26 protein-coding genes are annotated in these 25,305 nt (G+C 73.7%); 13 read left to right on the top strand and 13 right to left on the bottom strand.

The window, feature by feature from the left end; translation table 11 throughout:
* Positions 1 to 133 precede the first annotated feature (133 nt).
* The 3 genes from AC27IY_RS11470 (at position 134) to AC27IY_RS11460 (ending at position 3,701) form a co-directional block, all read left to right on the top strand.
* Positions 134 to 1,588 carry an MFS transporter gene (locus tag AC27IY_RS11470; protein ID WP_487177919.1) on the top strand — a complete coding sequence of 485 codons (1,455 nt, stop codon included), beginning with the start codon at positions 134 to 136 and terminating at the stop codon, positions 1,586 to 1,588.
* Between the two features lie 131 nt (positions 1,589 to 1,719).
* A complete protein-coding gene (locus AC27IY_RS11465; RefSeq protein WP_487177918.1) occupies positions 1,720 to 2,718 on the top strand; it encodes a zinc-dependent alcohol dehydrogenase family protein in 999 nt (332 codons plus the stop codon).
* A 38-nt stretch (positions 2,719 to 2,756) separates the two neighbouring features.
* Positions 2,757 to 3,701: a hypothetical protein gene (locus AC27IY_RS11460; RefSeq protein WP_487177917.1), complete on the top strand. Its 945-nt coding sequence runs from the start codon at positions 2,757 to 2,759 to the stop codon at positions 3,699 to 3,701.
* A 10-nt stretch (positions 3,702 to 3,711) separates the two neighbouring features.
* Here the strand turns inward: AC27IY_RS11460 and AC27IY_RS11455 are convergent, their stop codons facing one another.
* The 5 genes from AC27IY_RS11455 to AC27IY_RS11435 form a co-directional block, all read right to left on the bottom strand.
* Positions 3,712 to 4,119, bottom strand: coding sequence for a nuclear transport factor 2 family protein (locus tag AC27IY_RS11455; RefSeq protein WP_423446818.1), 408 nt, complete (start codon positions 4,117 to 4,119; stop codon positions 3,712 to 3,714).
* 51 nt (positions 4,120 to 4,170) lie between these two features.
* Positions 4,171 to 5,373, bottom strand: coding sequence for an NAD(P)/FAD-dependent oxidoreductase (locus AC27IY_RS11450; protein WP_487177916.1), 1,203 nt, complete (start codon positions 5,371 to 5,373; stop codon positions 4,171 to 4,173).
* A gap of 93 nt (positions 5,374 to 5,466) precedes the next feature.
* Complete coding sequence (sigJ, locus tag AC27IY_RS11445; protein ID WP_487177915.1) at positions 5,467 to 6,411, bottom strand: RNA polymerase sigma factor SigJ; 945 nt, start codon at positions 6,409 to 6,411, stop codon at positions 5,467 to 5,469.
* Between the two features lie 41 nt (positions 6,412 to 6,452).
* On the bottom strand, positions 6,453 to 7,256 hold the full coding sequence (locus tag AC27IY_RS11440) for an arginase family protein (protein WP_487177914.1): 804 nt from the start codon (positions 7,254 to 7,256) through the stop codon (positions 6,453 to 6,455).
* A gap of 37 nt (positions 7,257 to 7,293) precedes the next feature.
* Positions 7,294 to 8,118, bottom strand: coding sequence for a hypothetical protein (locus tag AC27IY_RS11435; protein WP_487177913.1), 825 nt, complete (start codon positions 8,116 to 8,118; stop codon positions 7,294 to 7,296).
* A 91-nt stretch (positions 8,119 to 8,209) separates the two neighbouring features.
* On the opposite strand from AC27IY_RS11435, the gene AC27IY_RS11430 reads away from it, so the two are divergent.
* A complete protein-coding gene (locus AC27IY_RS11430) occupies positions 8,210 to 8,887 on the top strand; it encodes a SigE family RNA polymerase sigma factor (protein ID WP_487177912.1) in 678 nt (225 codons plus the stop codon).
* A gap of 59 nt (positions 8,888 to 8,946) precedes the next feature.
* On the opposite strand, the gene AC27IY_RS11425 is transcribed toward AC27IY_RS11430, so the two are convergent.
* On the bottom strand, positions 8,947 to 9,819 hold the full coding sequence (locus AC27IY_RS11425; RefSeq protein ID WP_423446830.1) for an aldo/keto reductase family oxidoreductase: 873 nt from the start codon (positions 9,817 to 9,819) through the stop codon (positions 8,947 to 8,949).
* Between the two features lie 129 nt (positions 9,820 to 9,948).
* On the opposite strand from AC27IY_RS11425, the gene AC27IY_RS11420 reads away from it, so the two are divergent.
* Positions 9,949 to 10,395 carry a winged helix-turn-helix transcriptional regulator gene (locus AC27IY_RS11420; RefSeq protein ID WP_371250563.1) on the top strand — a complete coding sequence of 149 codons (447 nt, stop codon included), beginning with the start codon at positions 9,949 to 9,951 and terminating at the stop codon, positions 10,393 to 10,395.
* On the opposite strand, the gene AC27IY_RS11415 is transcribed toward AC27IY_RS11420, so the two are convergent.
* A complete protein-coding gene (locus AC27IY_RS11415; protein WP_487177911.1) occupies positions 10,371 to 11,327 on the bottom strand; it encodes a helix-turn-helix domain-containing protein in 957 nt (318 codons plus the stop codon). The two genes, AC27IY_RS11420 and AC27IY_RS11415, sit on opposite strands and share 25 nt — an antisense overlap.
* 185 nt (positions 11,328 to 11,512) lie before the next feature.
* Between AC27IY_RS11415 and AC27IY_RS11410 the strand changes: the two genes are divergently transcribed.
* A complete protein-coding gene (locus tag AC27IY_RS11410) occupies positions 11,513 to 13,168 on the top strand; it encodes a serine hydrolase domain-containing protein (protein WP_487177910.1) in 1,656 nt (551 codons plus the stop codon).
* Here the strand turns inward: AC27IY_RS11410 and AC27IY_RS11405 are convergent.
* Complete coding sequence (locus tag AC27IY_RS11405) at positions 13,120 to 13,812, bottom strand: DUF998 domain-containing protein (protein ID WP_487177909.1); 693 nt, start codon at positions 13,810 to 13,812, stop codon at positions 13,120 to 13,122. The two genes, AC27IY_RS11410 and AC27IY_RS11405, sit on opposite strands and share 49 nt — an antisense overlap.
* 105 nt (positions 13,813 to 13,917) lie before the next feature.
* On the opposite strand from AC27IY_RS11405, the gene AC27IY_RS11400 reads away from it, so the two are divergent.
* Positions 13,918 to 14,511 (top strand): HD domain-containing protein, encoded by a 594-nt coding sequence (locus AC27IY_RS11400; protein WP_423446837.1) that lies wholly within the window; start codon positions 13,918 to 13,920, stop codon positions 14,509 to 14,511.
* A gap of 6 nt (positions 14,512 to 14,517) precedes the next feature.
* Here AC27IY_RS11400 and AC27IY_RS11395 read toward each other — a convergent pair whose 3' ends face one another.
* The 4 genes from AC27IY_RS11395 to AC27IY_RS11380 all read right to left on the bottom strand — a co-directional run bounded on the left by AC27IY_RS11395 (position 14,518) and on the right by AC27IY_RS11380 (position 16,741).
* Complete coding sequence (locus AC27IY_RS11395) at positions 14,518 to 15,339, bottom strand: SDR family NAD(P)-dependent oxidoreductase (protein WP_487177908.1); 822 nt, start codon at positions 15,337 to 15,339, stop codon at positions 14,518 to 14,520.
* Between the two features lie 43 nt (positions 15,340 to 15,382).
* Positions 15,383 to 15,994 (bottom strand): TetR/AcrR family transcriptional regulator, encoded by a 612-nt coding sequence (locus AC27IY_RS11390; RefSeq protein WP_487177907.1) that lies wholly within the window; start codon positions 15,992 to 15,994, stop codon positions 15,383 to 15,385.
* 75 nt (positions 15,995 to 16,069) lie between these two features.
* Positions 16,070 to 16,390, bottom strand: coding sequence for a DMT family transporter (locus tag AC27IY_RS11385; protein WP_344217206.1), 321 nt, complete (start codon positions 16,388 to 16,390; stop codon positions 16,070 to 16,072).
* 18 nt (positions 16,391 to 16,408) lie between these two features.
* Complete coding sequence (locus tag AC27IY_RS11380; RefSeq protein ID WP_344217204.1) at positions 16,409 to 16,741, bottom strand: DMT family transporter; 333 nt, start codon at positions 16,739 to 16,741, stop codon at positions 16,409 to 16,411.
* A 104-nt stretch (positions 16,742 to 16,845) separates the two neighbouring features.
* On the opposite strand from AC27IY_RS11380, the gene AC27IY_RS11375 reads away from it, so the two are divergent.
* The 3 genes from AC27IY_RS11375 (at position 16,846) to AC27IY_RS11365 (ending at position 18,223) form a co-directional block, all read left to right on the top strand.
* Positions 16,846 to 17,283 (top strand): MarR family winged helix-turn-helix transcriptional regulator, encoded by a 438-nt coding sequence (locus tag AC27IY_RS11375; RefSeq protein ID WP_487177906.1) that lies wholly within the window; start codon positions 16,846 to 16,848, stop codon positions 17,281 to 17,283.
* 46 nt (positions 17,284 to 17,329) lie between these two features.
* A complete protein-coding gene (locus AC27IY_RS11370) occupies positions 17,330 to 17,767 on the top strand; it encodes a YybH family protein (protein WP_449956538.1) in 438 nt (145 codons plus the stop codon).
* 93 nt (positions 17,768 to 17,860) lie between these two features.
* Positions 17,861 to 18,223, top strand: a complete 363-nt coding sequence (locus tag AC27IY_RS11365) for a DUF488 domain-containing protein (RefSeq protein WP_423446847.1) — start codon at positions 17,861 to 17,863, stop codon at positions 18,221 to 18,223.
* 10 nt (positions 18,224 to 18,233) lie between these two features.
* Here the strand turns inward: AC27IY_RS11365 and AC27IY_RS11360 are convergent, their stop codons facing one another.
* On the bottom strand, positions 18,234 to 21,629 hold the full coding sequence (locus AC27IY_RS11360; RefSeq protein WP_487177905.1) for a WD40 repeat domain-containing serine/threonine protein kinase: 3,396 nt from the start codon (positions 21,627 to 21,629) through the stop codon (positions 18,234 to 18,236).
* Between the two features lie 129 nt (positions 21,630 to 21,758).
* Between AC27IY_RS11360 and AC27IY_RS11355 the strand changes: the two genes are divergently transcribed.
* From AC27IY_RS11355 to AC27IY_RS11345, 3 genes are read left to right on the top strand one after another with little or no spacing between them, the layout of a single operon-like run.
* Positions 21,759 to 22,286, top strand: a complete 528-nt coding sequence (locus AC27IY_RS11355) for a PadR family transcriptional regulator (protein WP_344217194.1) — start codon at positions 21,759 to 21,761, stop codon at positions 22,284 to 22,286.
* Positions 22,283 to 23,005: an ABC transporter ATP-binding protein gene (locus AC27IY_RS11350; protein WP_487177904.1), complete on the top strand. Its 723-nt coding sequence runs from the start codon at positions 22,283 to 22,285 to the stop codon at positions 23,003 to 23,005. The genes AC27IY_RS11355 and AC27IY_RS11350 overlap by 4 nt, the downstream gene beginning before the upstream one ends.
* Positions 23,002 to 25,302, top strand: coding sequence for an FtsX-like permease family protein (locus tag AC27IY_RS11345; RefSeq protein ID WP_487177903.1), 2,301 nt, complete (start codon positions 23,002 to 23,004; stop codon positions 25,300 to 25,302). Before AC27IY_RS11350 ends, AC27IY_RS11345 begins: the two co-directional genes overlap by 4 nt.
* Positions 25,303 to 25,305: the final 3 nt, after the last annotated feature.

The raw sequence follows: 25,305 nt of genomic DNA, 5'->3' as shown, positions 1-25,305 counted from the left end.
GATGACCGGACCGGACGGGCCGAGCCCGGGCGCCGCCCATCCCAGCGCGCTGAAGGGGTGTGCCAACAAATGTCCGCCGGTCCCGGTGCAGCCATGACAGGTCACCGAATCCTCACGGACGAAAGGCACACCCATGTCCATCGATCGCTCCCCGGCCCGCAGCCGCCGGCCGGGGTGGAGCCTCGCGCTTCTCGCGCTCGGGCACCTGATCATCAGTCTTGACTTCACCATCATCTTCGTGGCCCTGCCGGACATCGCGGCCGAGGTCGGCTTCACGCCGCACACCCTGCAATGGGTGGTCACCATGTACGCCGTCCTGTACGGAGGCTTCCTGCTGGTCGGCGGCCGGCTCTCCGACCTGGTGGGACGCCGGCGCATGTTCGTGCTCGGCATGACGCTGTACGGCGTGGCGTCCCTGCTGGGCGGCCTGGCGACCGCGCCGGCGGTGCTGCTGGCCGCGCGCGCCCTGCAGGGCCTCGCCGGCGCGATCCTGTTCCCCGCGGTGCTGGCCCTGGTCAACACCGCCTTCGCCGAGGGCAGGGAGCGCAACCGGGCGCTGACGGTCTGGGCCATGGCGGGGGCCGGCGGGCTCACCGCGGGCGCGCTGGCCGGCGGGGTGCTCACCCAGGCGCTGGGCTGGCAGGCGGTGTTCTACGTGAACGTCCCGCTGGCCGTCGCCGGTGCCGCGGCCGCTTTCGCCCTGCTGCCCGCCGACGGCCGGGCCACCAAGGGGAGCGTGGACGTGCCCGGAGCGCTGACCGGCACCGCGGGCGTCACGTTGTTGATCTTCGCGGTCGCGCACGGCTCCGAGGCCGGCTGGGCGCGGACCGAGGTGATCGCAGCGGCCGTTCTGGCGGTGGTCCTGCTGGCGGCGTTCCTGCTCCTCCAGGCCCGTGGCCGGGCGCCGCTGATGCCGCTGCGGCTGTTCCGCAACCGCGCGCTCAGCGGAGCGATCATGGTCATTCTCATCTTCGGGCTGACGACGCAGTCCGTGCCGTACTTCCTGACCCTGTACTTCCAGGACGTCCTCGGCCTGAGCGCCCTGGAGACCGGGCTGGCGTTCCTCGGCCCGACCCTGTCGATCACCGCCGGCAACTTCCTCAGCGAGCGGCTGAACCATCGTTTCGGCACCCGCAGCACGCTGGTCGCCGGCATCGTGCTCAACGCGGTCGGCGCCGCGCTGCTGGCTCCCGGCATGCACGAGGACGGCTCCGTCCTCACCGTCCTGGCCGGGGTCGTCGTCATCGGTCTGGGCATGGGCATCACCTATGAGGCCATGTGGATCGCCGCCGGCACCGGCGTCCCGGCGGACGAGCAGGGTCTGGCCTCGGGGGTGGCCTCCACCGCGCTGCAGGTGGGAACCGCCGCCGGTCTGGCCGTTCTCGTGGCCGTCGCCAACCGCGACATCGCGGGGCTGTCCGGCGAGGTGCTGCGCGCCGCCTCCGCCGAAGGCATGCGGGTCGCCGTCTACGTGCTGGGCGCGGTCATGCTGACGGCCGTCCTGGCCGCGTTCAGGCTCCCCGGCCAGCGCGCCACGGCGTTGGCGGCGTCCGACCCGGACGCCGCCGACCTGCGCCCCGCCGGCTGACGGGTGTCCGGGTGCTCCGGGGGCGGAGCACCCGGATCTGGCGTTGTGATCGGGCTCGTCCGCCGACGGCACCCCGTAGTACGATGACGCTCGAAGTTCGACGGTCTTCGTACTTTTATTGAGGGGTTCACATGGCCAGGACGGTTCTGTTCCACGAGCTCGGCGGGCCCGAGGTGATGAGGCTGGAGGACCGGGACCCGGGCGAGCCCGGACCGGGTGAGGCGCGCGTCCGGGTGGAGGCGATCGGCGTCAACAGGGCCGAGGCCCTGTTCAGGAGCGGCCACTACATCGAGCCGGTCAAGCAGCTGCCCGCCAGGCTCGGCTCCGAGGCCGCCGGCACGATCGAGGCGGTCGGCTCTGGCGTGACCGGTTTCGAGCCAGGACAGCCGGTCAGCGTCGTGCCGAACTTCTCCCAGAACGACTACGGCGTCTACGCCGAGCGGGCGATCGTGCCGGCCACCGCGCTGCTGCACCGCCCCGAGCAGGTGGACGCCGTCTCCGGCGCGGCCGTGTGGATGCCGTACCTGACCGCCTACGGCGCGATGGTGGAGATCGGCCGCATGAGTGCGGGGGACGTGGCCGTGGTGAACGCGGCCTCCAGCAGCGTCGGCCTGGCCGCGATCCACACCGCCGACCGCCTGGGCGCCGTGCCGGTGGCGGTCACCCGTACCCGCGCCAAGGCCCGGCAGCTGCTCGACGAGGGCGCGGCGGAGGTCATCGTCTCGGACGAGGAGGACGTGACCGGACGCGTGCTGGAGCTGACCGGCGGCCAGGGCGCCCGGTACGTCTTCGACGCCGTCGCCGGTCCGGGCGTGGTCGACCTGGCCAGGGCGGTGGCCGCCGACGGGACGTTGTTCCTGTGGGGCGCGCTCAGCGGCGAGCCGACCCCGTATCCCGGGTTCGAGCTGGGCATGCCCGCCCTGAACATGCGCACGTACACGATGCTGGAGATCGCCAAGGACCCGGTGCGGCTGCGCCGGGCAGCCGCGTTCGTCGCCTCGGGGCTGCGGAGCGGGGCGTTCCGGCCGGTGGTGGACCGGGTGTTCCCGCTGGAGGAGATCGTGCAGGCGCATCGGCACATGGAGTCAGGCAACCAGTTCGGCAAGATCGTCGTCACCGTGGACCACTGACGCGGGAACGCCCGGTGCGGCCCGTTCGTCGTCATGGTGTGACCCTCCCATCCGAACTCGACGAACGGCTGCGCGAGGCGGCCGCGAGGATGCACCGCGCCGAGCACGTCCGGCGCCTGCGCGAGACCACCGCACAGCAGATCGCGGACGTCCGCGCCACCCTGGAGGACCTGGAGTCCAGGCTGGCCGAGGAGGAGCGTGACGTCGCCCGCCTTGAAGGCGGGCTGTCCGCCGTCCTGGCCCGGGTGCTGGGCAACCGCGAGGAGCGGCTGGAGCGCGAGCGCGCCGAGGCGGCCGTGGCCAGGGAGCGGGTCGACGGTCACCGGGCCCGGCTCGCGGATCTCGAAGCCGACGCGGCGGCGACCGACGCCGAGCTGGCCGTGCTCGCCTCCGCGCCCGGGGAGTACGCCCGGCTGTTGGCCGAGAAGGAGCGGCAGCTCATCGACAGCGGCGATCCGCGCGCCCGCGAGCTGGCCGACCTCGCCGCCGCGCTCGACCGGTCGAGCGCCGAGGTGCGCGAGTGCGACGAGGCCCACCAGGCGGGGCGGGGCGCGCTCGACGCGCTGAACGTCGTGCTGGGTTTCCTCGGCTCCGCCAGGAACGCCTCCACCTTCGACCTGCTCGGCGGCGGCCTGCTCGCCGACGCCTACGAGCACAGCAAGCTGACCAGCGCCGACCAGGCCGCCTGGCATGCCCAGCGGGCTCTGGACGTCTTCTCCCGCGAGCTGGCCGACACCGGGGTCGTCGCGGCCCGGCCGGTGATGCCCAAGGTGGACACGCGGTGGTTCGTGGACGCCTTCTTCGACAACATCATCACCGACGCGCTCAAGCATCAGCGCATCGAGAAGACCAGGGCCGGGGTGAACAAGCTGGCGCAGTGGGTGCGCGACACCGGGGCGTACCTGGAGACGCTCCGGGCCGAGTTGCTGGCCGAGCGGGCCCGGCTGCTGGCCAGGCGCGAGGAGCTTCTGCGCCCCGCCTGATCGAGCGCGGTCAGCCGGCGGCGGGAACGAGGGCGTCGTGCCAGCGTGCGGTGTCGGTGTACTGGTGCAGCCAGGAGAGCCGGCCGTCGGTGACCCGCCACAGGTGGACGAACTCGGCCCGGTGGGGGCGGCCGGTGGCGCGGGCGACGCCCCGGTAGTGACCCGTGACCACGATGATCCCGTCGGTGGTCTCGTGCCAGGTCTCCGCGAACGGGGCGGTGTCGAAATCGGCGTAGACCGCCCCCCAGACGCGGGTGAGCGCCTCCCGCGGCCCGAGGAAGGCGCCGCCGGCGCCGCAGGGCATGCCGGGCGCGGTGTGAGCGCGGAACTCCGGATGCAGCAGGGCCAGGATCGCGGCGCCGTCGCCCGCCTGGGCGGCGCGGTAGAAGTTCTCGACGACGTGGAGCGCTGTGGACATGCGCCGACTCCCGCTATTAGAGGCTTTTCTCTAGAATGATGTCATTATCACTCACGGGAGGCGCACGCCGCGCGGACGGGCGGCCGCGGCGGCCCGCGCCCGCGTGACGCGGCGGCGCCGGCTCGGCAGCCCGAGCGTCGGGTTGGCGACGCCCCAGGCGGCGCTCTTGCAGATCAGCTCCTTGTACACGGCGGCGAGCCGGCCGGTCAGGACCGCCGGCACGGCGCGGTCGTCGGCGGTGACGTACTGGATCAGGCCCTCCTTGCGGCCCAGTGAGACGCACTGGTTGAAGTAGCGGATCGTGGTGGCCGGGAGCCTGCCTCCGGTCAGGCGCGCCGCGATCGCGTCGGCGGCCTGCCACGCGGTCGGCGTCCCGGAGGCGCACGACATGCGCAGCGGCTTGTTCCCGGGGCCCATCACCAGGGCCGCGTCGCCGATCGCGTACACGTCCGGGTGCGAGACCGAGCGCATGGTCGCGTCGACCACGATCTGGCCGGTGCCGGTGACCTCCAGGGCGGTCGCCCTCGCGATCGGGTGGACCGCGAAGCCGGTGGTCCACACGGTGACCGCGGCCGTGATGTCCCGGCCGTCGGCGGTGCTGACGCGGTCGGCTGCGACGGCGGTGACGTCGGCGTGCTCGTGCACGGTGATCCCGAGCCGGCCGAACACCTTCCGCAGGTGCTCGCGGCCCTTGGGCGAGAGCCAGTCGCCGAGTCCGCCGCGGACGGCGAGGGCGACGTCGAGGTCGGGGCGGGCCTCGGCGAGCTCGGCCGCGGCCTCCACGCCGGTCAGGCCGCCGCCGACGACGAGCACGGCCTGCCCGGCGTCGAGGCGGGCCAGGCGCTCGCGCAGCCGCAGCGCTCCGGAACGGCCGGCGAGCTCGTAGGCGTGCTCGGCGGCCCCGGGAACCCCTTGGGCGTCCCAGCCGCTGCCGAGGGCGTAGACGAGCGTGTCGTAGGAGAGCTCTTCGACGCCGTCCGCGTCGGCGACGGTCACGGTCCTGCGGTCGGCGTCGACGCCGGCGACCTGCGCGAGCCGCAGCTCGACGCCGCTGCCCGCGAACATCGCCCGCAGCGGCCGGGGCTTGAGGTCCTGACCGGCCGCGAGCTGGTGCAGGCGGACACGTTCGACGAAGTCGGGCTCGGCGTTGACGAGGGTGATGGTGACGTCCTCGCGGCGGAGCCTCCTGGCGAGGCGTCCCGCGGCGGTGGCTCCGGTGTATCCGGCTCCGAGAACGATGATGCGGTGCTGCATGCCCTTGCTCCTGTCTGGCGAGGTTCGCCTCTTGAACCGGGCAGCGCGCCGCTTCCTGACAGGATCGGGGTGTGAAGCGCCTCACATCGCGGGTCACAAGCCGGCGATCACGGGCTCCCCGTGGTCGCCGGCCGCCCACCGCGCGGTCGCGCGTTCGAGCTTGGCGGGGTTGAACTGGCTGCGGAACGCGGCGATGCCCCCGGCGGTGATCTCCAGGCACATGACGCCGACGACCCGGCCGTCCACGACGGCCACGAGGGCGGGGTCTCCGTTGGCGGTCCGGACGTGAACCTCGGGCGAGCCGCCGATCAGCGCCCGCTTGGCAGCGGCGGGCTTGAACAGGCCCCGCAGGAACGTCGCGACCGCGACGGCGCCCTCGAACGCCTTGACGCGGGCCGGGATCTTCCCGCCGCCGTCGCCGACCGCGACGGCGTCCTCGGTGAGCAGGCGCAGGAGAGGCTCGATCCGGCCGCTGGCGGCGGCCGCCAGGAACTCCTCGACGATCCGCCTCGTCGCGGCCTCGTCGATCTCGGTGCGGGCCCTGCCGTCGGCGACGTGCTTCTTGGCGCGGTGGAAGATCTGCTGGCTGGCGGCCTCGGTGATGTCGAGGATCCCGGCGATCTCCCGGTGCGGGTAGTCGAACGCCTCCCGCAGCACGTACACCGCCCGCTCGCTGGGGGAGAGGCGTTCCATGAGGGTGAGGACCGCGTACGAGACCGATTCGCGCTGCTCGGCGGTGTCGGCGGGGCCGAGCATCGGGTCCCCGGCGAACAGCGGCTCGGGCAGCCACCGGCCCACGTAGGTCTCGCGGCGCGCCCGCGCGGAGGCGAGCTGGTTGAGGCACAGGTTGGCGAGGACCTTCGTCAGCCAGGCCTCGGGGACCTCGACGCGGCCGACGTCGGCGGCCTGCCAGCGCAGGAACGTCTCCTGCACGGCGTCCTCTGCCTCCACGGCGGAGCCGAGCAGGCGGTAGGCGATGGCCTCCAGGCGCGGCCTGGCGGCTTCGAACCGGTCGACGTCGGCCGCGCTCAGGGACATGCCCCGATCCTAGGTCGTGCGGGGCGAATCGGCCTCCGCCGCTAGGTACGGACCTGACCGGTCAGCGCGGCGCCCAGCAGGTGGATGGTCTCGGCCTCGCCGGGGTCGAGGGCGTCGCCGGAGGGCGCGTACTCGGTGATGGCGGCCCCGACGATGTCGTCCACCTGGGAGACGAGGTCGGCCAGCCGCCGCGGCCGTACGCCGCCCGGCTCCGGGTAGCAGGTCGCGGCGAAGGCGGCGGGCTCCAGGACGTCGAGGTCGAGGTGCACGTACACCGGGCCGCGCAGCCCGTCGAGCGCGCGCTCCAGGTCGTCCACGCCGTACCTGCGCAGCCCCGTCCTCGCGAGATAGTCGTGCTCGGACGGGTCACCGGCGCGCTCCCCGGCGATGATCACCTGCTGCGGGGTCAGGGGCTGCTCCAGCGCGAGGCCGGCCGGCCCGTCTCCGAGCAGCGCGCGCACCACCATGCCGTGGAAGGCTCCCGACGGGAGGGTCCGCGGGCTGTAGACGTCCGGGTGCGCGTCGATCCACAGCACCGTCAGCGCCTCCCCGTGGCGGGCGCGGGCGGCGGCGATCGGCGCGAGGTCGACGGCGCAGTCGCCGCCGACGGTGATCACCCGGTCGTCGATGCCGGCCAGCGCCTCCCGCGTCAAGCGCTGGTTCTCCACGAGCACGTCGTAGGCGCGGACGCCGGCGGCCTTGTCACCGCCGGCCTCCACCACCGGCACGGTCACCACCGCGTCGGCGGGAACGAGCCCGGCGGCGCGGCGGGCGCCGGCCATCAGCCGCGGCGCCCTGTCCGACGCCGATCCTTGCCATTGCGGTACGCAGAGCACGGTCGTCATGGGGCGAGACTACGCAGGAGCACGGGCAGGAGCACCGTCAGCGCTTGGGCGCCGGGGGGAGCTGGAGTGCGGACTTCTCGGGGTCGAGCTTGGTGGTCACCGTACGCGCGGCCGGGGCCTTGATCGAGACCTTGGCGCCCCATCCGGTGTAGCGCATCTCCATCGCGGTCCTGCTCAGGCCGACCTTCTTGCTCTCCAGCCGCGTGGTCAGCTTGACCGGCAGACCCGAGGCGCCGACGGCGAGCGTCCAGTTCACCTTCACGCCGGAGTCCAGCTTCCACCACAGGGTGGCGCGCGACCAGTCCGACGCCTTCAGCAGGTCCTTGACGCTCATGGACCCCTTGTACGTCGACCCGCTCCGCTTGGAGTGCGCCAGCAGCACCCGCAGCGTGCTCGGGTCGGCCGCGTTGACGAAGCCGCCGAAGAGCGCGGTCACGCCGCTCGTCCAGCCCGGCGACTGCTTGAACCACGTCTTGCCCTCCGGCAGGGCCGCGCTCATCGGGCCGCCGCTGACGTAGGACGTCCGGCCGATGCGGATCGTGCGCTCCGGCTTGCCCATGGCGGTGATCGCGGCGCTCGGCTCCTCGCCGCCGCCGAAGTCGTCGGCCGGCTTCTCGTCGCCGCCGAGGGCGAGCTTGCCGGTGATGTCGGAGGCCGTGATGCCCTTCTTGCCGAACCGCAGGCGGCCGGTCTGGGTGAGGGGCGCGGACTCGCCGTGCATGCGGAACGAGAACGACACGCCCGTACCGGCCGCGAGCTGCGCCCGCAGCGCCGCGAGCGGGTCCTTGGGTGCGGCCGTGGCGGGCGTGGCCGTCAGGAGGAGGGTGGCGCCGGCGGCGCCGCACATGATCGCTTTCTTCACGACGGGCGATCATCCTGGACGCAGATCACGGATCGGAAACGCCCGGGTGCCGGGGCCTCCGGCATGATTTTTGCAACGACGACGCCGGCCGGTGCGTCCCTGGAAGGTGGAGTTCGAGGAGTTCGTCCGCGCGAGGAGCCATGCGCTGCTGCGCTACGGCCTGGTGCTGACCGGCAGCCCCGACGACGCGGCCGACCTGGTCCAGGAGGCGCTGCTCAGGCTGAGCTCCTCGTGGTGGCGGGTACGCGGCAAGGACGACCCCGAGGGCTACGTACGGACGATAACCGCCCGGCAGCATGTGAGCTGGTGGCGCAGGCGGCGGCGGGAGCATCTCACGGCCGAGGTTCCCTCGCCGGTGCACGAGGACGAGCACGAGCTCGGCGAGATCTGGCAGCGCCTGCGGGCGTTGCCGGCCAGGCAGCGCGCGGTGCTGGTGCTGCGCTACTTCGAGGATCTGGCCGACGAGGAGATCGCGGCGAGGCGCGGACCGACCTGGTGCACCGGGACCCGCGGGAACCGCACCGTGGTGCAGCGCAGCGACGGCAGCCGGAGCGAGGTGCGTCGGGGGCTGCGCGGCTACCCGTACCGGGACCGGTTCTTCACCGGCTCCGGCGAGATCTACGACGCCCACACCCGGACGACGGTGACGTTCGAGGGCACGCCGCTGCCGTCGGGCGGCAGGCAGTGGTCGGCGGGTGACGGCGTCGTCTTCTGGACGCGGGACGGCGGCGTACGCGTGGTGAACCTGGCCGCCGTCCCTCAGCCGTAGGCCGCCTCGACCAGCCGCCTGGTCGCGGTGCCGGTCAGCGTGCCCTCCCGCGACGCCGCCTAGCGGCCGATCTTGTCCAGCTCGGCGAGGTCGTCGTCGGTGAGCGCGAGCGCGGCGCCGGTGACGTTCTCGCGCAGGTGGGCGACGGACGACGTGCCGGGGATGAGCAGGATGTTGGGCGAGCGGTGCAGCAGCCAGGCCAGGGCGACCGACATCGGCGTGGCGTCCAGCCGGGCGGCCACGGCGGTGAGGGCCGAGGACTGCAGGGGGCTGAAGCCGCCGAGCGGGAAGAAGGGCACGTAGGCGATGCCCTGACCGGCGAGCTCGTCGATCAGCTCGTCGTCCTGGCGGTGGGCGAGGTTGTACATGTTCTGCACGCACACGATCGGCGCGATCGAGCGTGCCTCGGCGACCTGGTCGGCGGTCGCGTTGCTGACGCCGAGGTGCCGGATCAGGCCCTGCCGCTGGAGCTCGACGAGCGTCTCGAACGGCTCGGCGATCGAGCCGGGCCGCGGGCCCTGGGCGTCGCCGAGCCGGAGGTTGACCACGTCCAGCGTCTCGAGGCCGAGGTTGTCCAGGTTGTGGCGGACGGCCAGGCGCAGGTCCTCGGGCCTGCGGGCGGGCGGCCAGCCGCCCTGCTCGTCCCGGGTCGCGCCGACCTTGGTCACGATGTGCAGGGTGCCGGGGTAGGGGTGCAGCGCCTCGCGGATCAGCTCGTTGGTGACGCGCGGCCCGTAGGCGTCGGCGGTGTCGATGTGGGTGATGCCGAGGTCGACGGCCTCGCGCAGGACGGCGAGTGCGCCGTCGCGGTCGGCGGGCGGGCCCATCACTCCGGGGCCGGCGAGCTGCATGGCTCCGTAGCCGAACCGGGTGACGGTCAGGTCGCCCAGCGTCCAGGTGCCGCCGGGAAGCGAAGGGGAGAACGTGCTCATGTCTCTGCTTTCTCAGGTCGTACGGGATGGTGCCTGACGGCTCCTTGCTTCATTATGGTGAGGTAACTTCCTGCCAGGAAGTACGCACTTCGGAGTGCGTAGGGCACCCACGGGTTGGAGGAACGGCCGATGGCGACGATGACGGCGGCCCAGCAGAGGGCGCAGGCCAAGATGCAGTACGACGCTTTCGTCGCGGCGTGTCCCAGCCGCAAGCTGCTCGACCGGATCTCCAACAAATGGGTCACCCTGATCCTGGCCGCGCTCGGCAGCGGCGCCTCGCCCGAGCCGGAGGCGGGCTGCGCGGGCGAGCCCCGGTCGATGCGTTACTCGGAGCTGTCCCGCCTGCTGGCCGGCGTCAGCCAGAAGATGCTCACCCAGACGCTGCGCTCCCTGGAACGCGACGGTCTCATCACCCGCAGCGTGAAGCCGACCGTGCCGGTCACGGTCACGTACGAGCTGACCGACCTGGGTCTCTCCCTGCACCAGATGATGCGCGGCCTCAAGTCCTGGGCCGAGACGCACATGGACGAGGTGCTCGCCCACCGCGAGACCTACGACGAACGGGACGCCGGCTGACGGTCCGGGCGCGGGCCGGCGGTCAGCGCCTCGCGTTGCGCGGGGCTCAGGCGGTCGGGTCTCGGGGCGACGACGTACGCGCCGCGCCCGGCCTCCTCCACCGCGAGCGGGTCGGCGAGGTCCGGGTGGCGGCCGAGCGTGTCCAGGGCGGCCGCCGCCCGCCGCGCGGGCCAGCCCAGCGCGCCGGCCAGGTCGTCCGCGGTGAGCGGCCGGGCGGCGTGCACCAGGGCGGCCACCACGGTGAGCGCGTCGGCGGCGGCGGCGTCGGCGAGCGCGCCGCCGTACATCTGCTCGCCGATCCAGGTGAAGAAGCGCGCCATCCGCTCCAGCCGGCCGGCGGCGGGCGTGCCAGGGCCGAAGATCTCGATGCCGCGCCGCGCGGCCGCCGCGACCTCGGCGTGCGCCCCGGTGTCGGTCACGAGGGCACGGAGCCAGACGTCGTCGTCGACGACGTACCGTTCGCGGCGGCCGGTGTCCTTGGCGCGTCTGACCAGCCCGGTCGTCTCCAGGTAGCCGACGGCTTTGGACACCGACGCCGGGCTGACCTGTAACCGGCGTACGAGCTCGGCGGAGGTCAGGCTCCCGGAGGCGGCGGTGAGCAGGCAGACGAACACGCGGGCGGGCATCCGGGGGAAACCGGTCCCGACCAGCAGCGTCGCGAACCGCTCGACGAAGCCGCGCACGGGCTCGGACGGCCACCCGCCGGTCGGCTCGGCGGCCTGGACCGGTCGGCGGCGGCGGGCGCGCTGCCCGGCGCTGTGCTGGGCGCGGTCGGCCAGGTAGCCGCCGGGCGCGCTGTTGCGGGCCACCTCGCGGCTGATCGTGGAGGTGGGCCGGCCCAGCCGCCTGGCGATCTCGGCGTAGCCGAGCCCTTCGGCCAGCCAGGCCGCGATCTGCCGGCGGTCCTCGTGGGTCAGCCTTCCTCCGGGCATCGGCCCGCCTTCCTGTCGGTGCGTTCACCAACAGTACATTGCAACGGCGGTCGCCTTGAATTGCATTCATCGACATTTCCATTGCAACGATCCACGCCATAACCCGTCATTTCGTTGACGCCTGCATAAACGCAACTTAGCCTTTTCCCGCCCGGAAAGAATTCGAGAGGACTGAGGCGACACTCATGACGGAAGCGTTGGACGTGGCCCGGATGCGGGCCCGCGTGTCCGAACTGCTGGCGGAGCACCGCATCCCGGGCGCCACGCTCGCAATCCTGCGCGACGGGCAGATCACCGACTTCGCGGCCGGGGTCAAGGACGTCTCCACGGGCGAGCCCGCGACGACCGGCACCGTCTACCAGTGCGGCTCGGTGTCCAAGACCTGGACCGCCCTCGCCTTCATGCGACTCGTCGACGAGGGGAAGGTCGCCCTGGACGAGCCGGTGCGGACCTACCTGCCCGGGTTCCGGGTCGCCGACCCCGGCGTCAGCGCCCGGGTCACCGCCCGCCACCTGCTCAACCACACCAGCGGCATCGAGGAGAGCTACGGCGATCCTGGCGAGGACGACGACGTGTACGAGCGCATGGTGGCGAACATCGCCGGCGCCCGCCAGGTCCACCCCCTGGGTCACACCCACGGCTACAGCGCGGCCCTGGGCTACGCGATCCTCGCCCGTGTCATGGAGGTGATCGACGGCCGGCGGTGGGACGACATCATGCGGGACCGCCTGTTCGGCCCGCTGGGGCTGACCTCGACGTGCACCCGCCGCGAGCACGTGGACGAGCGGCTGGCCGCGACCGGGCACCTGGTCCGGTCCCTCGAAGAAGGGCCGATCCTGTCGCCGCTGGGCCACCTGCCGCGCGCCTTCGGCCCCGGCGGCAACGTCAACACGACGGCCCGCGACCTGCTCACGCTGGCGTACGTCTTCCTCAACGAGGGGACGGCCCCGGACGGCGCCAGGATCGTCTCGCCCGGCATCATCCGCGAGATGACGCACTCGCGGGTCCCGGTGCCCGACCCGTACATGTTCGGGCCGGAATGGGCGCTCGGTCTCGTCGTGTGCGACTGGCACGGGCAGACCGTCTACGCGCACGACGGCAGCGCGATCAGCCAGAGCGCCCGGCTGCGGATCCTGCCGGAGCCGGGCATCGCCGTGGCGATGCTGACGAACGCCGGTCCGCGCGACGGCTTCTACCGCCGGGTGTTCAACGAGATCCTGGCCGGCCTCGGCGCGGTCACGATCCCCGACCTGCCGGAGCCCGACCCGGCCCTCGTCCTCGACCCCTCCAGGTACGAAGGCGTCTACGAACGCCCCGGCACCCGCTTCGAGGTGGCGGCCGAAGGCGGCAAGCTCCACCTCAGATCCACGCTCAACCCGATGGAGGCCCGGTTCCTCGGCAGGCCGGAGCAGCTCGATCACGAGCTGCTCCCGATCAGCGAGACCCATTTCCTGATGCCGCCGGCCCATCCGGCCGAGGAAATCCAGACCGTCGCCATCTACGATTTCGACGACGGCGCCGCGCGCTATCTCCACCTCAATTGCCGGGTCCATCCGCGGGTCGACGAGGAGGGCGCCACGGTGCACGTCATGGCCGTCTCCCGGATTTCCGACCACGACGGTTTCTGGGATTCGCTGAAGCAGGCGTACGGCCGGCTCCCCGGGGGCGCCCGGTGGACGATGGCGGTGGCGAGCGCCGACGGGACCAGGGCGGTGAACGTCATCGTCCACGATTCCCTCGACGGCGTCAGGAGCTTCTTCGAGGATCAGGTCGGCGCGTTCGCCACGACGGACTACTTCGAGGCCGACGCGGCCAACGCGGTCGGCTTCCCGGCTGCGTAGCCGCGCCGCAGCAGCAGCCACAGCCCGGCGGCGAGAAGCCAGAGCGTCAAAGGATTGGCCGCCACGCGTTCCATGCCGCCGGGGCCGAGCCCGAGGTGGACGCCGGTCAGCAGCAGGACCGTCGCCGCCAGCCCGGCCACGCCGCAGGCCACCGAGAACCGCGACAGCCAGCGCACCGAGCGCGCGGTCGCGACGCCGAGCACGACCATCGCCGCGTTCTGCGCCACGAAGCCGACCAGCGCGGGGATGCTGTGCAGGACGAGGTTCACGTTCTCCGGCACCAGGCCGACCGCGATCACGCCCGCCCCGCCCAGCGCCAGCAGGCCCAGTCCGGCGGTGGCCGGCCGTGTCGCGGGCCAGGCCCGGCGGGTGAGCACGGCTCCGGCGACGACCAGCAGCCCGTACACGACGAACGAGCCGTTCATCAGCCCGTGCAGCGGCGAGCACACGTGCAGGGTCGAGCCGCCGATCTGCGGGAACGGCCCGCAGGCGGTGTTGCCCAGATCGCTGATCATGTTGCGGGCGAAGCTGTAGGGGGTCGGCCAGGCGGCCGCCACCAGGAACTCGACGACGACGTTGTGCAGCGCCGCGATCCAGCAGGCCGCGCCGATCACAACCCCGCGGCCTGCGGTTAACTCGCCCACACTTTGCTCCGTGACATGCGACCGGTCAGTGCTCCGGCTGCCACTTCCCACGTCGTGCGGGTCCAACCGTGCCCCTCCACTGATCGCCGACTACACTGCGTGACGGTGATCACGTTCCCGGACACGCCCGCGACCGCCGCCGCGCTGGCCGTGGCGACGCGCTACTGCTCGCCCGCGCTGCTCAACCACTGCATCCGTTCGTACGTGTGGGGCGCGATGTACGCCGCCGCGCACGCGATCGCCTTCGACGACGAGCTGTACTGCGTCGCGGCGCTGCTGCACGACGCCGGCCTGACGGAGCCCTTCGACAGCCACCGGCTGCCGTTCGAGGAGGCCGGCGGGGAGCTGGCGTGGGTGTTCGGCGTGGCCGCAGGCTGGCCGCCGGAGCGGGCGGACCGGGCCCGCGAGATCATCGTGCTGCACATGCGCGACGACGTGCCGGCCGCCGCCGACCCCGAGGCGCATGTGCTGCAGGTCGCGACGAGCTGGGAGGTCGTGGGCCGGCACGCCGCGGAGTTCCCCGCGCCGGCCAGGGCGGAGGTCCTGGCCCGCTATCCGCGCCTGGGCTTCGGCGCGGAGTTCCTCGGCTGTTTCGAGGACCAGGCAGGCCGCAAGCCGGGCAGCGCGGCCGCCGCGTCGGTGCGCAGGGACGTCGCCGGCCGGATCGCCGCCAATCCGCTGGAGGCGCACCCGGCCTGAAAAGGCTCAGGCGGTGTCGCCGCCGTCGGCGAGCAGGGTGCTGCCGGTCATGAACGCCGACAGGTCCGAGGCGCAGAACAGGGCGACGCGCGCGATGTCGTCCGGGGTGCCGATCCGGCCGATGGGGCTGTTCAGCATGAGGTCGGTCGGCGGGATCTCGTCGAGGTTCACGCCCGCCTCGGCGGCCATCGCCAGGTTGCCCTCCGTGGGGACGAAACTCGGCGCCACCCCCAGCACGCGGATGCCGAGCGGGGCCAGTTCGAGTGCCAGCTCGCGGGTGAGGCCGCGGACGGCGTGCTTGGACCCGACGTACGCCGCCAGGCCGGGCGCGCTGCCCCGGAAGCCCGCGGTGGAGACGATGTTGACGATGACGCCGCCCCTGCCGGGGTGCCCCGCCGACATGCGCCGCGCGGCCTCGCGGGCGCCGACGAACACGCCGCGGGCGTTCACGGCGAACACCTGGTCCCACGTCTCCTCGGTCATCTCCAGCAGGGGCACGGCGGGGAAGATGCCGGCGTTGTTCACCCAGATCTCCAGCCCGCCGAGCTCGGCCACGGCGCGGTCGGCCGCGGCGGCCACGGCGGTGGCGTCGGTGACGTCCATGGCGGCGCCGATCGCGGGCACGCCGTGCCGCTCGGCCAGCTCCTTGGCGGCGGCGGTGGCCTGCTCCTCGTCGAGGTCGCCGATCAGCAGAGCGGCGCCGGCCTCGGCGAGGCGTGAGGCGATGGCCTTGCCCAGGCCGCGGGCGCCTCCGGTGACGACCGCGCGCCGTCCGCGCAGGGAGACGAGCTCGGCCAGGGACTTGCCGGACACATCGGCAGTGGACATGGGGGTTCTCCTCGGGTGGCGACAGTTCGGAAAAAGGGGGTGCTCAGCTTGCGCCGGCGCCGGCGCGGTAGTGGGCGTTGACCAGCGGCCAGATGGCGGCGGCCATCGTGGCCGGGGGCCGGGGGCAGCGGTGTTCCAGCCAGTCCACCGCGACCCCGATGAGCGCGCCGGCGGTGAAGGAGGCCGTCACGTCGTGCGGGACGTGTTCGGGCCAGCCGGTGGCGTCGGCGTGCGTCAGGCGGTCGTGGATGACCTCGGCGACGCGGCCGCGGATGTGGTCGGCCACGCGGGCGCTGCCCTGCGGCCCCAGCAGCGCGCGGTACAGCCCCGCGTGCGCGGCCAGGCGGTCGAAGAACGCCGTCAGCGACTCGGTCGCCTCCCTGGCCAGGTCCGCCGAGTCGAGCGCCGGGCCGGGCAGGGAGTCGATCAGGTCGTCGATCATCGCGGTGCAGGCGTCCTCGGCCAGCTCGTGCACGTCGCGGTAGTGGTCGTAGAGGGCCGAGCGGCTCACTCCCGCGCTCCCGGCCACGTCGGAGACGCTGATCCGGGCCAGGTCCCGCTGCTCGGCCAGCTCGATCAGCGCCCGGGCCAGGGCCGATCGCGTACGGCGCACGCGCGGGTCACCGGGAGCGGTGGGGGTGTCTCTGGTGGCCACGGCACGCCGTCCTCACGAAAAAAGCTACAGGTGCAAGTTTTCTTACACCTGTAGCTTAACCTGTCCCGCACCCGGTCAGATCCCGGCGGCGACCTTGAGGAGGATGACACCGCCGATGATGGCGGCGAACGAGCCCAGCTTGGCGGGCGTGATCTTCTCCTTGTAGATGAGGGCGCCGAGGACGACGGTGCCGATGGAGCCGATGCCGGTCCAGATGGTGTAGCCGACGCCGACGTCCAGGGTCCTGAGCGCCAGGCTGAGGGTGAAGATGCCGCCGGCGGCCGACAGCAGCGTGAAGACCGACGGCCACAGGCGGGTGAAGCCCTGGGTTGCGTTGGTGCCGAGGGCGAAGCCGATCTCGAAGACGATCGCGATGGAGAGGTAGATCCAGGCCATGATGAGGTTCCTTTCGGATCAGGCGGCGGGGGAGAGGCGGTCGGACAGCTTGAGCCCCAGGACGCCGCCGATGATCAGGACGAAGGCCAGCGCCTTCCAGATCGTGATCTCCTCACCGAAGATCACGGCGCCCAGCACGACCGTGCCGACCGAGCCGATGCCGGTCCAGACGGTGTAGCCGACGCCGACGTCGAGCGTCCTGAGCGCCAGGCTCAGGAAGAAGATCCCGCCGGCCGCGGCGGCGGCCGTGAGCAGGGACGGCCAGAGCCGGGTGAATCCTTCGGTGGCGTTGGTCGCCAGGGCGAAGACGACCTCGAAGACGGCGGCGATGAGCAGGTGGATCCAGGCCATCGGACGAGCTCCCATTTGTATGTACGTGCAAGTGAAGTGCCGGGAAGGATGTTGCATGTACATGTATGCTCGTGTCAAGTCGGTCTCGCGAACTGAGAGGTCCCATGGCCACCACCACGGTTTCGGACGCCGCCGCCGCCTGGCACCGCGTCGTCCTGCTGCACACCCGCGTGGAGAGCAGGCTCGCCGCCGCGTTGCAGCGCAGGCACGGCATCGGCCTGTCGGAGTTCCGCGCGCTCGGCCACCTCGCCGCCGCGCCCGCCGGCGAGCTGCGCATGCAGGAGCTGGCCGACAAGGTCGGGCTCAACCAGAGCTCGGTGACCCGCCTGGTGGCGCGGCTGAACGCGGCCGGCTTCGCCTACCGGGACCTGTGCCCGGACGACCGGCGCGGCGTCTACACGGTCATCACCGAGACGGGCCGGGCCCGGCACGCCGAGGCCGGCCGGACGTACGAGGAGACCCTGGAGGCCGCCCTGCGGGAGGCGGGCCAGGAGGACCCGCGGCTGGCCGCCGCCCTCACGGCGCTGGGCGCGCCGGCCTGACCTTCCGGGGCGCCGTCTCGTCGTACGGGAAAAGACACCCGACGGAATGGGGAAGACGATGACCGGGCAGGACGAGATCCGGCGGCGCATCGAGGCGCTGGTGGAGGGGATCGAGGCCAAGGACCTGCGGGCCCTGGAAGGGGCCTACGCGCCCGACGTGGTCTCCTTCGACGTCGAACCGCCGCTCCAGCACGTGGGCGTGGCCGCGAAGCTGCGCAACTGGGCGAAGGTGTTCGAGGCGTTCGAGAAGGTGACGTACGAGCTGCGCGACCTGACGCTCACTGTGGGCGACGGCGTCGCGTTCGGGCACGGCCTGGGCCGGCTCAGCGGCACGCTGGCGAACGGGGCGGCGGCGGGCGGCATGTGGGTCCGCGCGACCTTCTGCTTCAGCAGGATCGACGGCGAGTGGCTGATCGTGCACGACCAGGTCTCGGTGCCGTTCGATCTCGCCACCGGCAAGGGGGTGACGGACCTGCGGCCCTGACGTCCGCCGTGAACCGGCCGGGTCTCGCGCTCCGGCCGGTTCGGCGCCCGGCCCCGGGGGCAGGCGTCTGGAAAGGCCAGAGGGAGTGCTGCCATGAGCAAGGACGTCACCTGCCGCAGGATCTACGAGGAGTCCTCGCCCGAGGACGGCCGCCGGGTGCTGGTGGACCGCGTCTGGCCGCGCGGCGTGCGCAAGGAGGACGCGCACCTGGACGAGTGGCTGCGCGAGGTCGCCCCTTCCAGCGAGCTGCGCAAGTGGTACGGCCACGACCCCGCCCGTTTCCCCGAGTTCCGCCGCCGCTACCTCGACGAGCTGCGCGACGCCGGGCACCGGCCGGCCGCGGACCACCTGCGCGACCTGGCCGCCGAGGACCGGCTCACGCTGCTGACCGCCACCAAGGACGTGGACCACAGCCAGGCCGCCGTCCTCGCCGAGTGGCTGTCCGGCCACCGGTGACCGGCCCGCCTCAGACCTCGCAGCCGTCCCGGTACGCGAGCGCGGGCACGTGGGCCCGCCACTCGGCGGGGGTGAGTGGGCCGCCCGACCGCCGGCACAGCGCCTTGACGACAGCGGCCGGCGCGATGGCGTGGGTGCGGACGACGCCGTCCAGCCCGAGGGTCAGGACGGTGGCGCCGTCGGCGGTGAAGGCGATGGACTGCAGCTGCCCGGTGTCGGGGTCCTGTCCTCCGGCGGTGTCGCGCAGGATGCCGAGGCTCGTGCCCGTGGCCGGGTCGACCAGCCGTACCCTGCCGTCGCCGATGCCGAGGGCGACGAGGTCGTCGCGCGGGGAGTAGGCGGCGACGGACGGTTCGCCGGACTTCTCGCGGAAGACCGGGCCGAGGCGTTCGCCGGTGGTGCTCCACGGCGTCAGGCGGCCTCGGGAGTCCAGGACCACCACGCCCTTGCCGCTGTGCAGGAAGAAGATCCGGGTCGCGAGGGTGTCGCGTCCGGTGGCGGCGAACGGCGCGGTCACCGGCCGGCCGGTGGCGGCGTCGAGCAGGCGCTGGCCGGCGCCGGCGACCGCCAGCAGCGCGCCGTCGGGGGAGAAGGCCACGTCGGCGGTCTGCGGCGGCGTGGCGGTCCAGAGCCTGCGCCGGGCCTTCCAGTCCCACATCTGGACGGCGTGCTCGGTCACGGCGCGCCCGTCGTCGGGGCCGCGCAGGACGAGCGCCAGGCGGGCCCGGTCCGGGCTGAAGGCCGCGGTGACGAGTTCCATGCCGGACGGGCGGGGGGCGACGGTGCCGAGGACGGCCCGCGTGGCGGTGTCCACGACCCTCACCTGGTCGGAGCCGACGGCGGCCAGCAGCTTGCCGTCCTGGCTGAAGAACACCTCGTCCGAGGCGGGCAGCGCTCCCCCCGTGCCGCCGGCGGTGACGGGGCGCAGCCGGGGCACCTCGCCGGTCTGGACCGCCAGCAGGCGGCCGTCCGGGCTCAGCCTGCCGAAGCTGATCGGCGTGCGTGGCGGGGTGAGGGCGAGGTCGCTGACGTCGACGGAGAAGACCCGGTCCTCCACCAGGTAGCGGAAGGTACGGCCGTCGAAGGCGCCCTGGGGTTCCTCCCCGCTGGCGTCGGGGGTGCCGAGCAGCGGCACGGTGGTGAGGAGCTGGGCGTCGGCCAGGCGCCAGAACTGGATCTGCTCGCCGGTGACCGAGGCGGCCAGCGTGCCGTCGCCGCTGACTGTCACCCGGCCGCCGTTCCAGGCGCCCTGGCTGCCGGCGCCGTCCATGAGGCCGAGGTCGACGGGGTCGTTCCCGGCGCGGGTCAGGCGGACGGCTCGGGCCCGCCGGACCGCCTGCCAGGCGCCGTCCGCGCCGGCCACCTCGGCCTCGGGCAGCCAGGTGCGCCCGCCGGTCCGCACGTCCCAGCGCAGGACGCCGCCGGGGCGGCGGATCGTCACCGTCCGGTCGTCGGCGTGCGCGAGATCCGCCCAGTCCTCGAGCGGGCGGGCGAAGGTCCACGTCCTGATCGCCTTGCCGGTGGGGAGATCGTAGACGCGTACGCGGCGGTCGGTCAGGACGGCGAGCGTGCGGCGCGAGGCCGCCAGCGCCACGGCGACGACCTGGTCCCCCGTCAGTCCCAGCCGGGTGACGCCGCCGGCCCGGCTGCCGGTGCGCACGTCCCACACCTGGGCGGCGTCGCCGGTCACGCCGGCCAGGCTGCGCCCGTCGGCGCCGAGCGCGCGTACGGTGTCGGCGGCGCGGGCCGGGTCGGTGAACGCCGCCGACTCGCGCCCGGCCAGGGCCGTCATCAGCGCCTCCCTGGTCAGCGGGGTGTGGTCCAGGCTCCACGCCGCGACGCTGAGCCGGGTGGCGAGCCTGGGGTCGGTGAGGCTTGCCTGCTGGGCGAGCCCGGCCAGCCGGGCCGCCTCCGACCGGCTGAGGGAGGCCGCGATCTCCTGCGCGCGCCCGTCGGCGACGATGCCCTGCTGCACGGCCAGCCCGCCGGCGGCCAGCGAGATCACCAGGAGTCCGCCGAGGCTGAGCGAGACCAGCCGGGCCCGCTTGGCGCCGCGCCGGGCCAGGTCGGTGCTCGCCTGCAGGAAGGTGCGCTCCATCGGGGACAGGGTGATGTCGCGCCGCCGGTTGGCCGCCCATCGCAGGGCGTCGTCGAGGCCGCTGCCGCGCAGCAGGTCGCCGTCGCGCCGGCCGGCGGCCTGCCAGCGGCGGGCCGCGGTGAGCAGGTCGCGGTGCGCGGCCAGCCCGTCGCGGTTGGCGTCGATCCAGTGCCGGTACCTGGGCCAGGCCTGCGGCAGCGCGGGCCGGGCCAGCCAGATCTCCTCGCCCTTCCTGGCCAGCAGGTACGCGAACACCGTGAGGATCCGCTCGACGGCCTCGGCCTCGTGCTCGGCCCGGCCGCCGAGCAGTTCGGGCTCGGCGGCCCGCCGCACGGTCAGCTCGCCCTGCTCGTCCACGGTGACCAGCCGCAGGAACACCTCGGCCACCAGCTCGCGCTCCACCGGCCCGAGCATCCCGTACGCCTGCTCGGCCAGCGTGCCGAGCGCCGGGTCGTCGGCCCGCACCGCGATCCGGGTGGCGGCGCGCCCGCCCTCGGCCAGCAGCCGGGCCATGTCGAGCCGCCCGCCGCCGCTGACCAGGGCGAGCAGCAGCTCGCGGGAGGTGGGCCGGTCGAGCGGGTCCTTGGCCAGCGCGGCCGCCACCAGCGGCTGCAGCTGCGGGGGCAGCACGCCGAGGTCGGGGTTGGCCGACAGCACCCGGTGCATGACGCCGCCCAGGCTCTCGGCCTGGAAGGGGTCGGCGCCGGTGGCGGCGAACAGCACGATGCCGCCCCAGGCGAACACGTCCGCGGGCGCGCCGGCGCGGTGCCCGGTGAACACCTCGGGCGCCATGTACGTGGGCGTGCCGGTGATCAGGCCGGTCTCGGTGAGCGACATCTCCGCCGTCCGCGAGATGCCGAAGTCGATGACGCGCGGGCCGTCCGGGCCGAGCAGCACGTTGTCCGGTTTGAGGTCGCGGTGGACGACGCCCGCGTCGTGGACGGCGGTCAGGGCGGTGGCGATGGCGGTGGCCAGGCGGTGCAGGTCGCCGTCGGCGAAGCGGCGGCCGCCGGTCACGACCTGGCGCAGGCTGGGGCCTTCGACGTACTCGCTGACGATGTAGGGGCGGGGCCCGTCCAACTGGGCGTCGAGCACGCTCGCGGTGCAGAACGAGGCGACCCGCCGCGCGGCCGCCGCCTCCCTGCCGAGCTGGGCGGCCTGGTCGCTGTGCAGGACCTTGATGGCGACGCGGCGGGCGTCCTCGGTGTAGGCCTCGTAGACGACGCCCTGCCCGCCCGCGCCCAGCCGCCCCGCCAGCCAGTACGGGCCGAGCCGCTGCGGGTCCCCGTCGAGCAGTGCCGTCGCCATCGTTCTCCCCGGTTGATCAGTGACGTCGGGTGGTTCGATGCCGGCGAGCCCGGCAAGGTTCGCATCGGCCACGATCATCCCGGTCCGGCTATCCGTCGCGTGTATACCCCTGGTGTATAGTCGGCGGCCATGACAGTCCCCTTGGCCCTCCTCGGCCTCCTGGACCGCGAGCCCAGCTACGGCTACGACCTCAAGCGCGCCTACGACACCTACTTCGGCCGAGGCAAGCCGCTCCCCTTCGGGCAGGTCTACTCGACGCTCGCCCGCCTGGCCCGCGACGGCAAGGTCACCGCCGGCCAGAGCGAGCCGGGCGAGGGCCCCGACCGCAAACGCTACTCCGTCACCCCGCTCGGCAAGCAGGAGGTCGAGTCGTGGCTGAGCGAGCCGGTCGCGGCGGAGCCGTTCCTGCAGACGGTGCTGTTCACCAAGGTCGTGCTGGCGCTGATGCTGGGCCACGACGCCCAGCGCTACCTCGACCTGCAGCGCGCCACGCACATGCGGCGCATGCGCGAGCTGTCGGAGGTCAAACGCGGCGGCGTCCTGGTGGACGCCCTGCTGGCCGACCACGCCCTGTTCCACCTGGAGGCCGACCTGCGCTGGATCGACGTGACCACGGCCCGGCTGGGCGCGCTGGCGGAGACGGTGCGCGGGGCATGACCATCGACGCGCTTCCCGCGCCGGGCCCGCTGCTGCGGGCCCGCTCGATCAGCCGTTCCTACGGCCGTACGCCGGCGCTGCGCGAGGCCAGCCTGTCGGTGACGGCGGGCGAGATCCTGGCGATCATGGGCCCGTCCGGGTCCGGCAAGTCCACGCTGCTGCACTGCCTGGCCGGCATCTTCACGCCCGACGCGGGCGAGGTCTGGTTCGACGGCGACCGGCTGGACACCCTGAGCGACGCCGGCCGCTCGCGGCTGCGCCGCACCGCGTTCGGCTTCGTCTTCCAGTTCGGCCAGCTCGTGCCGGAGCTCACCGCGGCCGACAACGTCGCCCTGCCGCTGCTGCTCGGCAGGACCGCGCGCAGGCACGCCTACGAGCGGGCGCGCGGCTGGCTGGAGCGGCTGGAGCTGGACGGCCTGGGCGAGCGCCGCACCGGCGAGCTGTCGGGAGGGCAGGCGCAGCGGGTCGCGATCGCCCGCGCGCTGGTGACCCGGCCCAAGGTGATCTTCGCGGACGAGCCCACCGGCGCGCTCGACTCCCTCGCCGGCGAGAAGGTCATGGACCTGCTCGTCGGCCTGGCCCGCCAGGAGGGCGTCACCGTGATCGTGGTCACCCACGACTCCCGCGTGGCCGCCTGCGCCGACCGGGAGGTCATCGTCCGCGACGGCAAGGTCACCGACCCCTACGCCAGCGAGTACGCCGGCGAGGCCGTCAGATGACCTTCTGGCTGGGCCTGTGCCTGGCGCTGCGCGGCGGCAGGGAGGGGGCCGTCCGGCTGGCGCTCGTCGGCGCCGCCGTCGCGCTGGGGGTGACGGTGCTGCTGTCGACGCTGGCCCTGTTCAACGCCTTCCGCGTCACCGCCGAGCGTCCCTGCTGGGAGTGCACGACGGGCTCGGCGCCGGCGGGCTGGGCGCTGGGCGCCACCCCGGGCGCGGTGCTGTGGAACCACCGCCAGGACTCCTACGCGGGCCGCCCGATCAAACGGCTCGACGTCGCCGTCCTCGACCCGGGCACGCCCGCCCCGGCCATGCCGGGCCTGCCGGCGCTGCCCGCGGCCGGGCGCTTCCACGTCTCGCCCGCGCTCGCCGACCTGATGGCCGCCGTGCCGCGCGAGCAGCTCGCCGCCCGTTTCCCCGGCGCCCGCGCCGGCCTCGTCGGGCGGGCGGCGCTGTCCGGCCCCGACGACCTGGTCGCCGTCGTCGGCCGCACCCCCGGCGAGCTGGCCGGCATGGCCGGGACCGTCGCCGTCGACACCGTCGCGGACGCTCCGCCGGCGGACGACATGACGGCCCTGTACGAGCACGGCTTCGGCATCGCCGCGATCGGCCTGATCGTGCCGCTGCTCGTCCTCATCGGCACCGCCACGCGCCTGGCCGCGGCCCGCCGCGAGGCCCGCTTCGCCGCCGTCAGGCTGGCCGGCGCCACGGCGCGCCAGATCAACGCGATCGCCTCGGCGGACGCGGCGCTCGGCGCGCTGCTGGGCGCGCTCGCCGGCGTGGCACTGTTCCAGGCGGTACGGCCCGCCCTCGCCGGTGTCGCCGTCACCGGCTCGCGGTTCTTCCCCGACGTGGTCGCGCCGACCGCGCCGCAGTACGCGGCCGTGGTCGCGGGGGTGCCGCTCGCCGCGGCGGTCGCCGCCGTGTGGTCGCTGCGCCGGGTGCGGATCACCCCGCTCGGCGCGGCCCGCAGGACGCGGGCCCCGGCCCCGGGATGGTGGCGGGTGCTGCCGCTGCTGGCGGGGCTGGGGCTGTTCGCGGGCCCGGCGTTCGCGGGCGGCGGCAGGGAGCCTGACCCGGTGCTCGCCGACGCCGGCCTGGCGCTGGTCATGGTCGGCCTGGTGGTGGCCGGGCCGTGGCTGACGATGCTGGCCGCGCGGCTGGCCGCCCGCCTCACGCGGGGCGCGGCGACCCTGCTGGCCGCGCGCAGGCTGGCGGCCGAGCCGAAGGCGGCCTTCCGTTCGGTGAACGGGATCGTGCTGGCGGTCTTCATCGGCACGGCCGTCGCCGGGATCGTCCCCGCCGTCGTCTCGGGCCAGCGGGCGGCCGGCGGCGGCACGCTGAACGAGGTCATGCGGGTTCCGTTCGGCTACGCCGACGCCGCCCCCGGCCGCCCGCTCCACCCGGACGAGGCGGACGAGCTGCTCGCCGAGGTGGCCGCCCATCCGGGCGTCACCGTGCTGCCGATCTACCGCAGGACCCCGGCACAGGAGCCGCTCACCGGGCCGCTGCCGTGCGACCCGGGGCCGGGCTGCCGGCTCGACTTCATGCTCGGCCACGTGGTCGAGTGCGACGACCTGGCCCGCTTCCCGGCGCTGGGCGCGTGCCCGGCGGGCGCGCGGGCGGTCGCGGCCGACTTCAACCGGCTGCTGACCAGCGACAACCTGCTGTCGGTCGACCGCAACCTGCCGATCGTGGACCCCACCAGCCCGGCCGCGCCCGCCGTCGCGGGGAAGCCGGCCTCGGGCGGGCGCTCCCTGGCGGCGGTCCTCATCCGGGCCGGCGACCCGGCCGTCCGTGAGCGCATCCGCACCTCGCTCACCCCGTACGTGGCCGGCTCCGGCAGCGCCGAGACCCCGCTGACGTTCGCCGAGGTCGCCCGGTTCCGCGAGGTGCTGCTGGACCAGGTGGAGCGGGTCGCGCTGGCCATCGTCGCGCTGACCCTGCTGGTGGCGGGCTGCGGCCTGCTGGTGGCGGTCGCCGGGGGCGTGGTGGAGCGCAGGCAGCCGTTCACGCTGCTGCGCTTGAGCGGCACGCCGACGCGGACCCTGTCCACGGTGGTGGTGCTGGAGACGGCCGTCCCCGTGCTGCTGGCCGCCCTGGTGGCGGCGGTCGCCGGCTTCGGCGTGGCCGGGCCGGTGATCGACCAGCTCGCGATCAAGAGCGCTCCCGCGGCGCTGCCCGGCACGGGTTATCTCCTGACGGTCGGCGGCGGGCTGCTGGCCGCGCTGCTGATCGTGCTGGCCGGCCTGCCCCTGCTCAAGCGCGTGACCGCGCCCGACAACGCCCGTTTCGAATGAGGA

It is taken from the genome of Nonomuraea sp. B208 (assembly GCF_057536035.1).
Note: the sequence above shows the minus strand (reverse complement) of the source record. Positions and strands in the feature narration are given on the sequence as shown.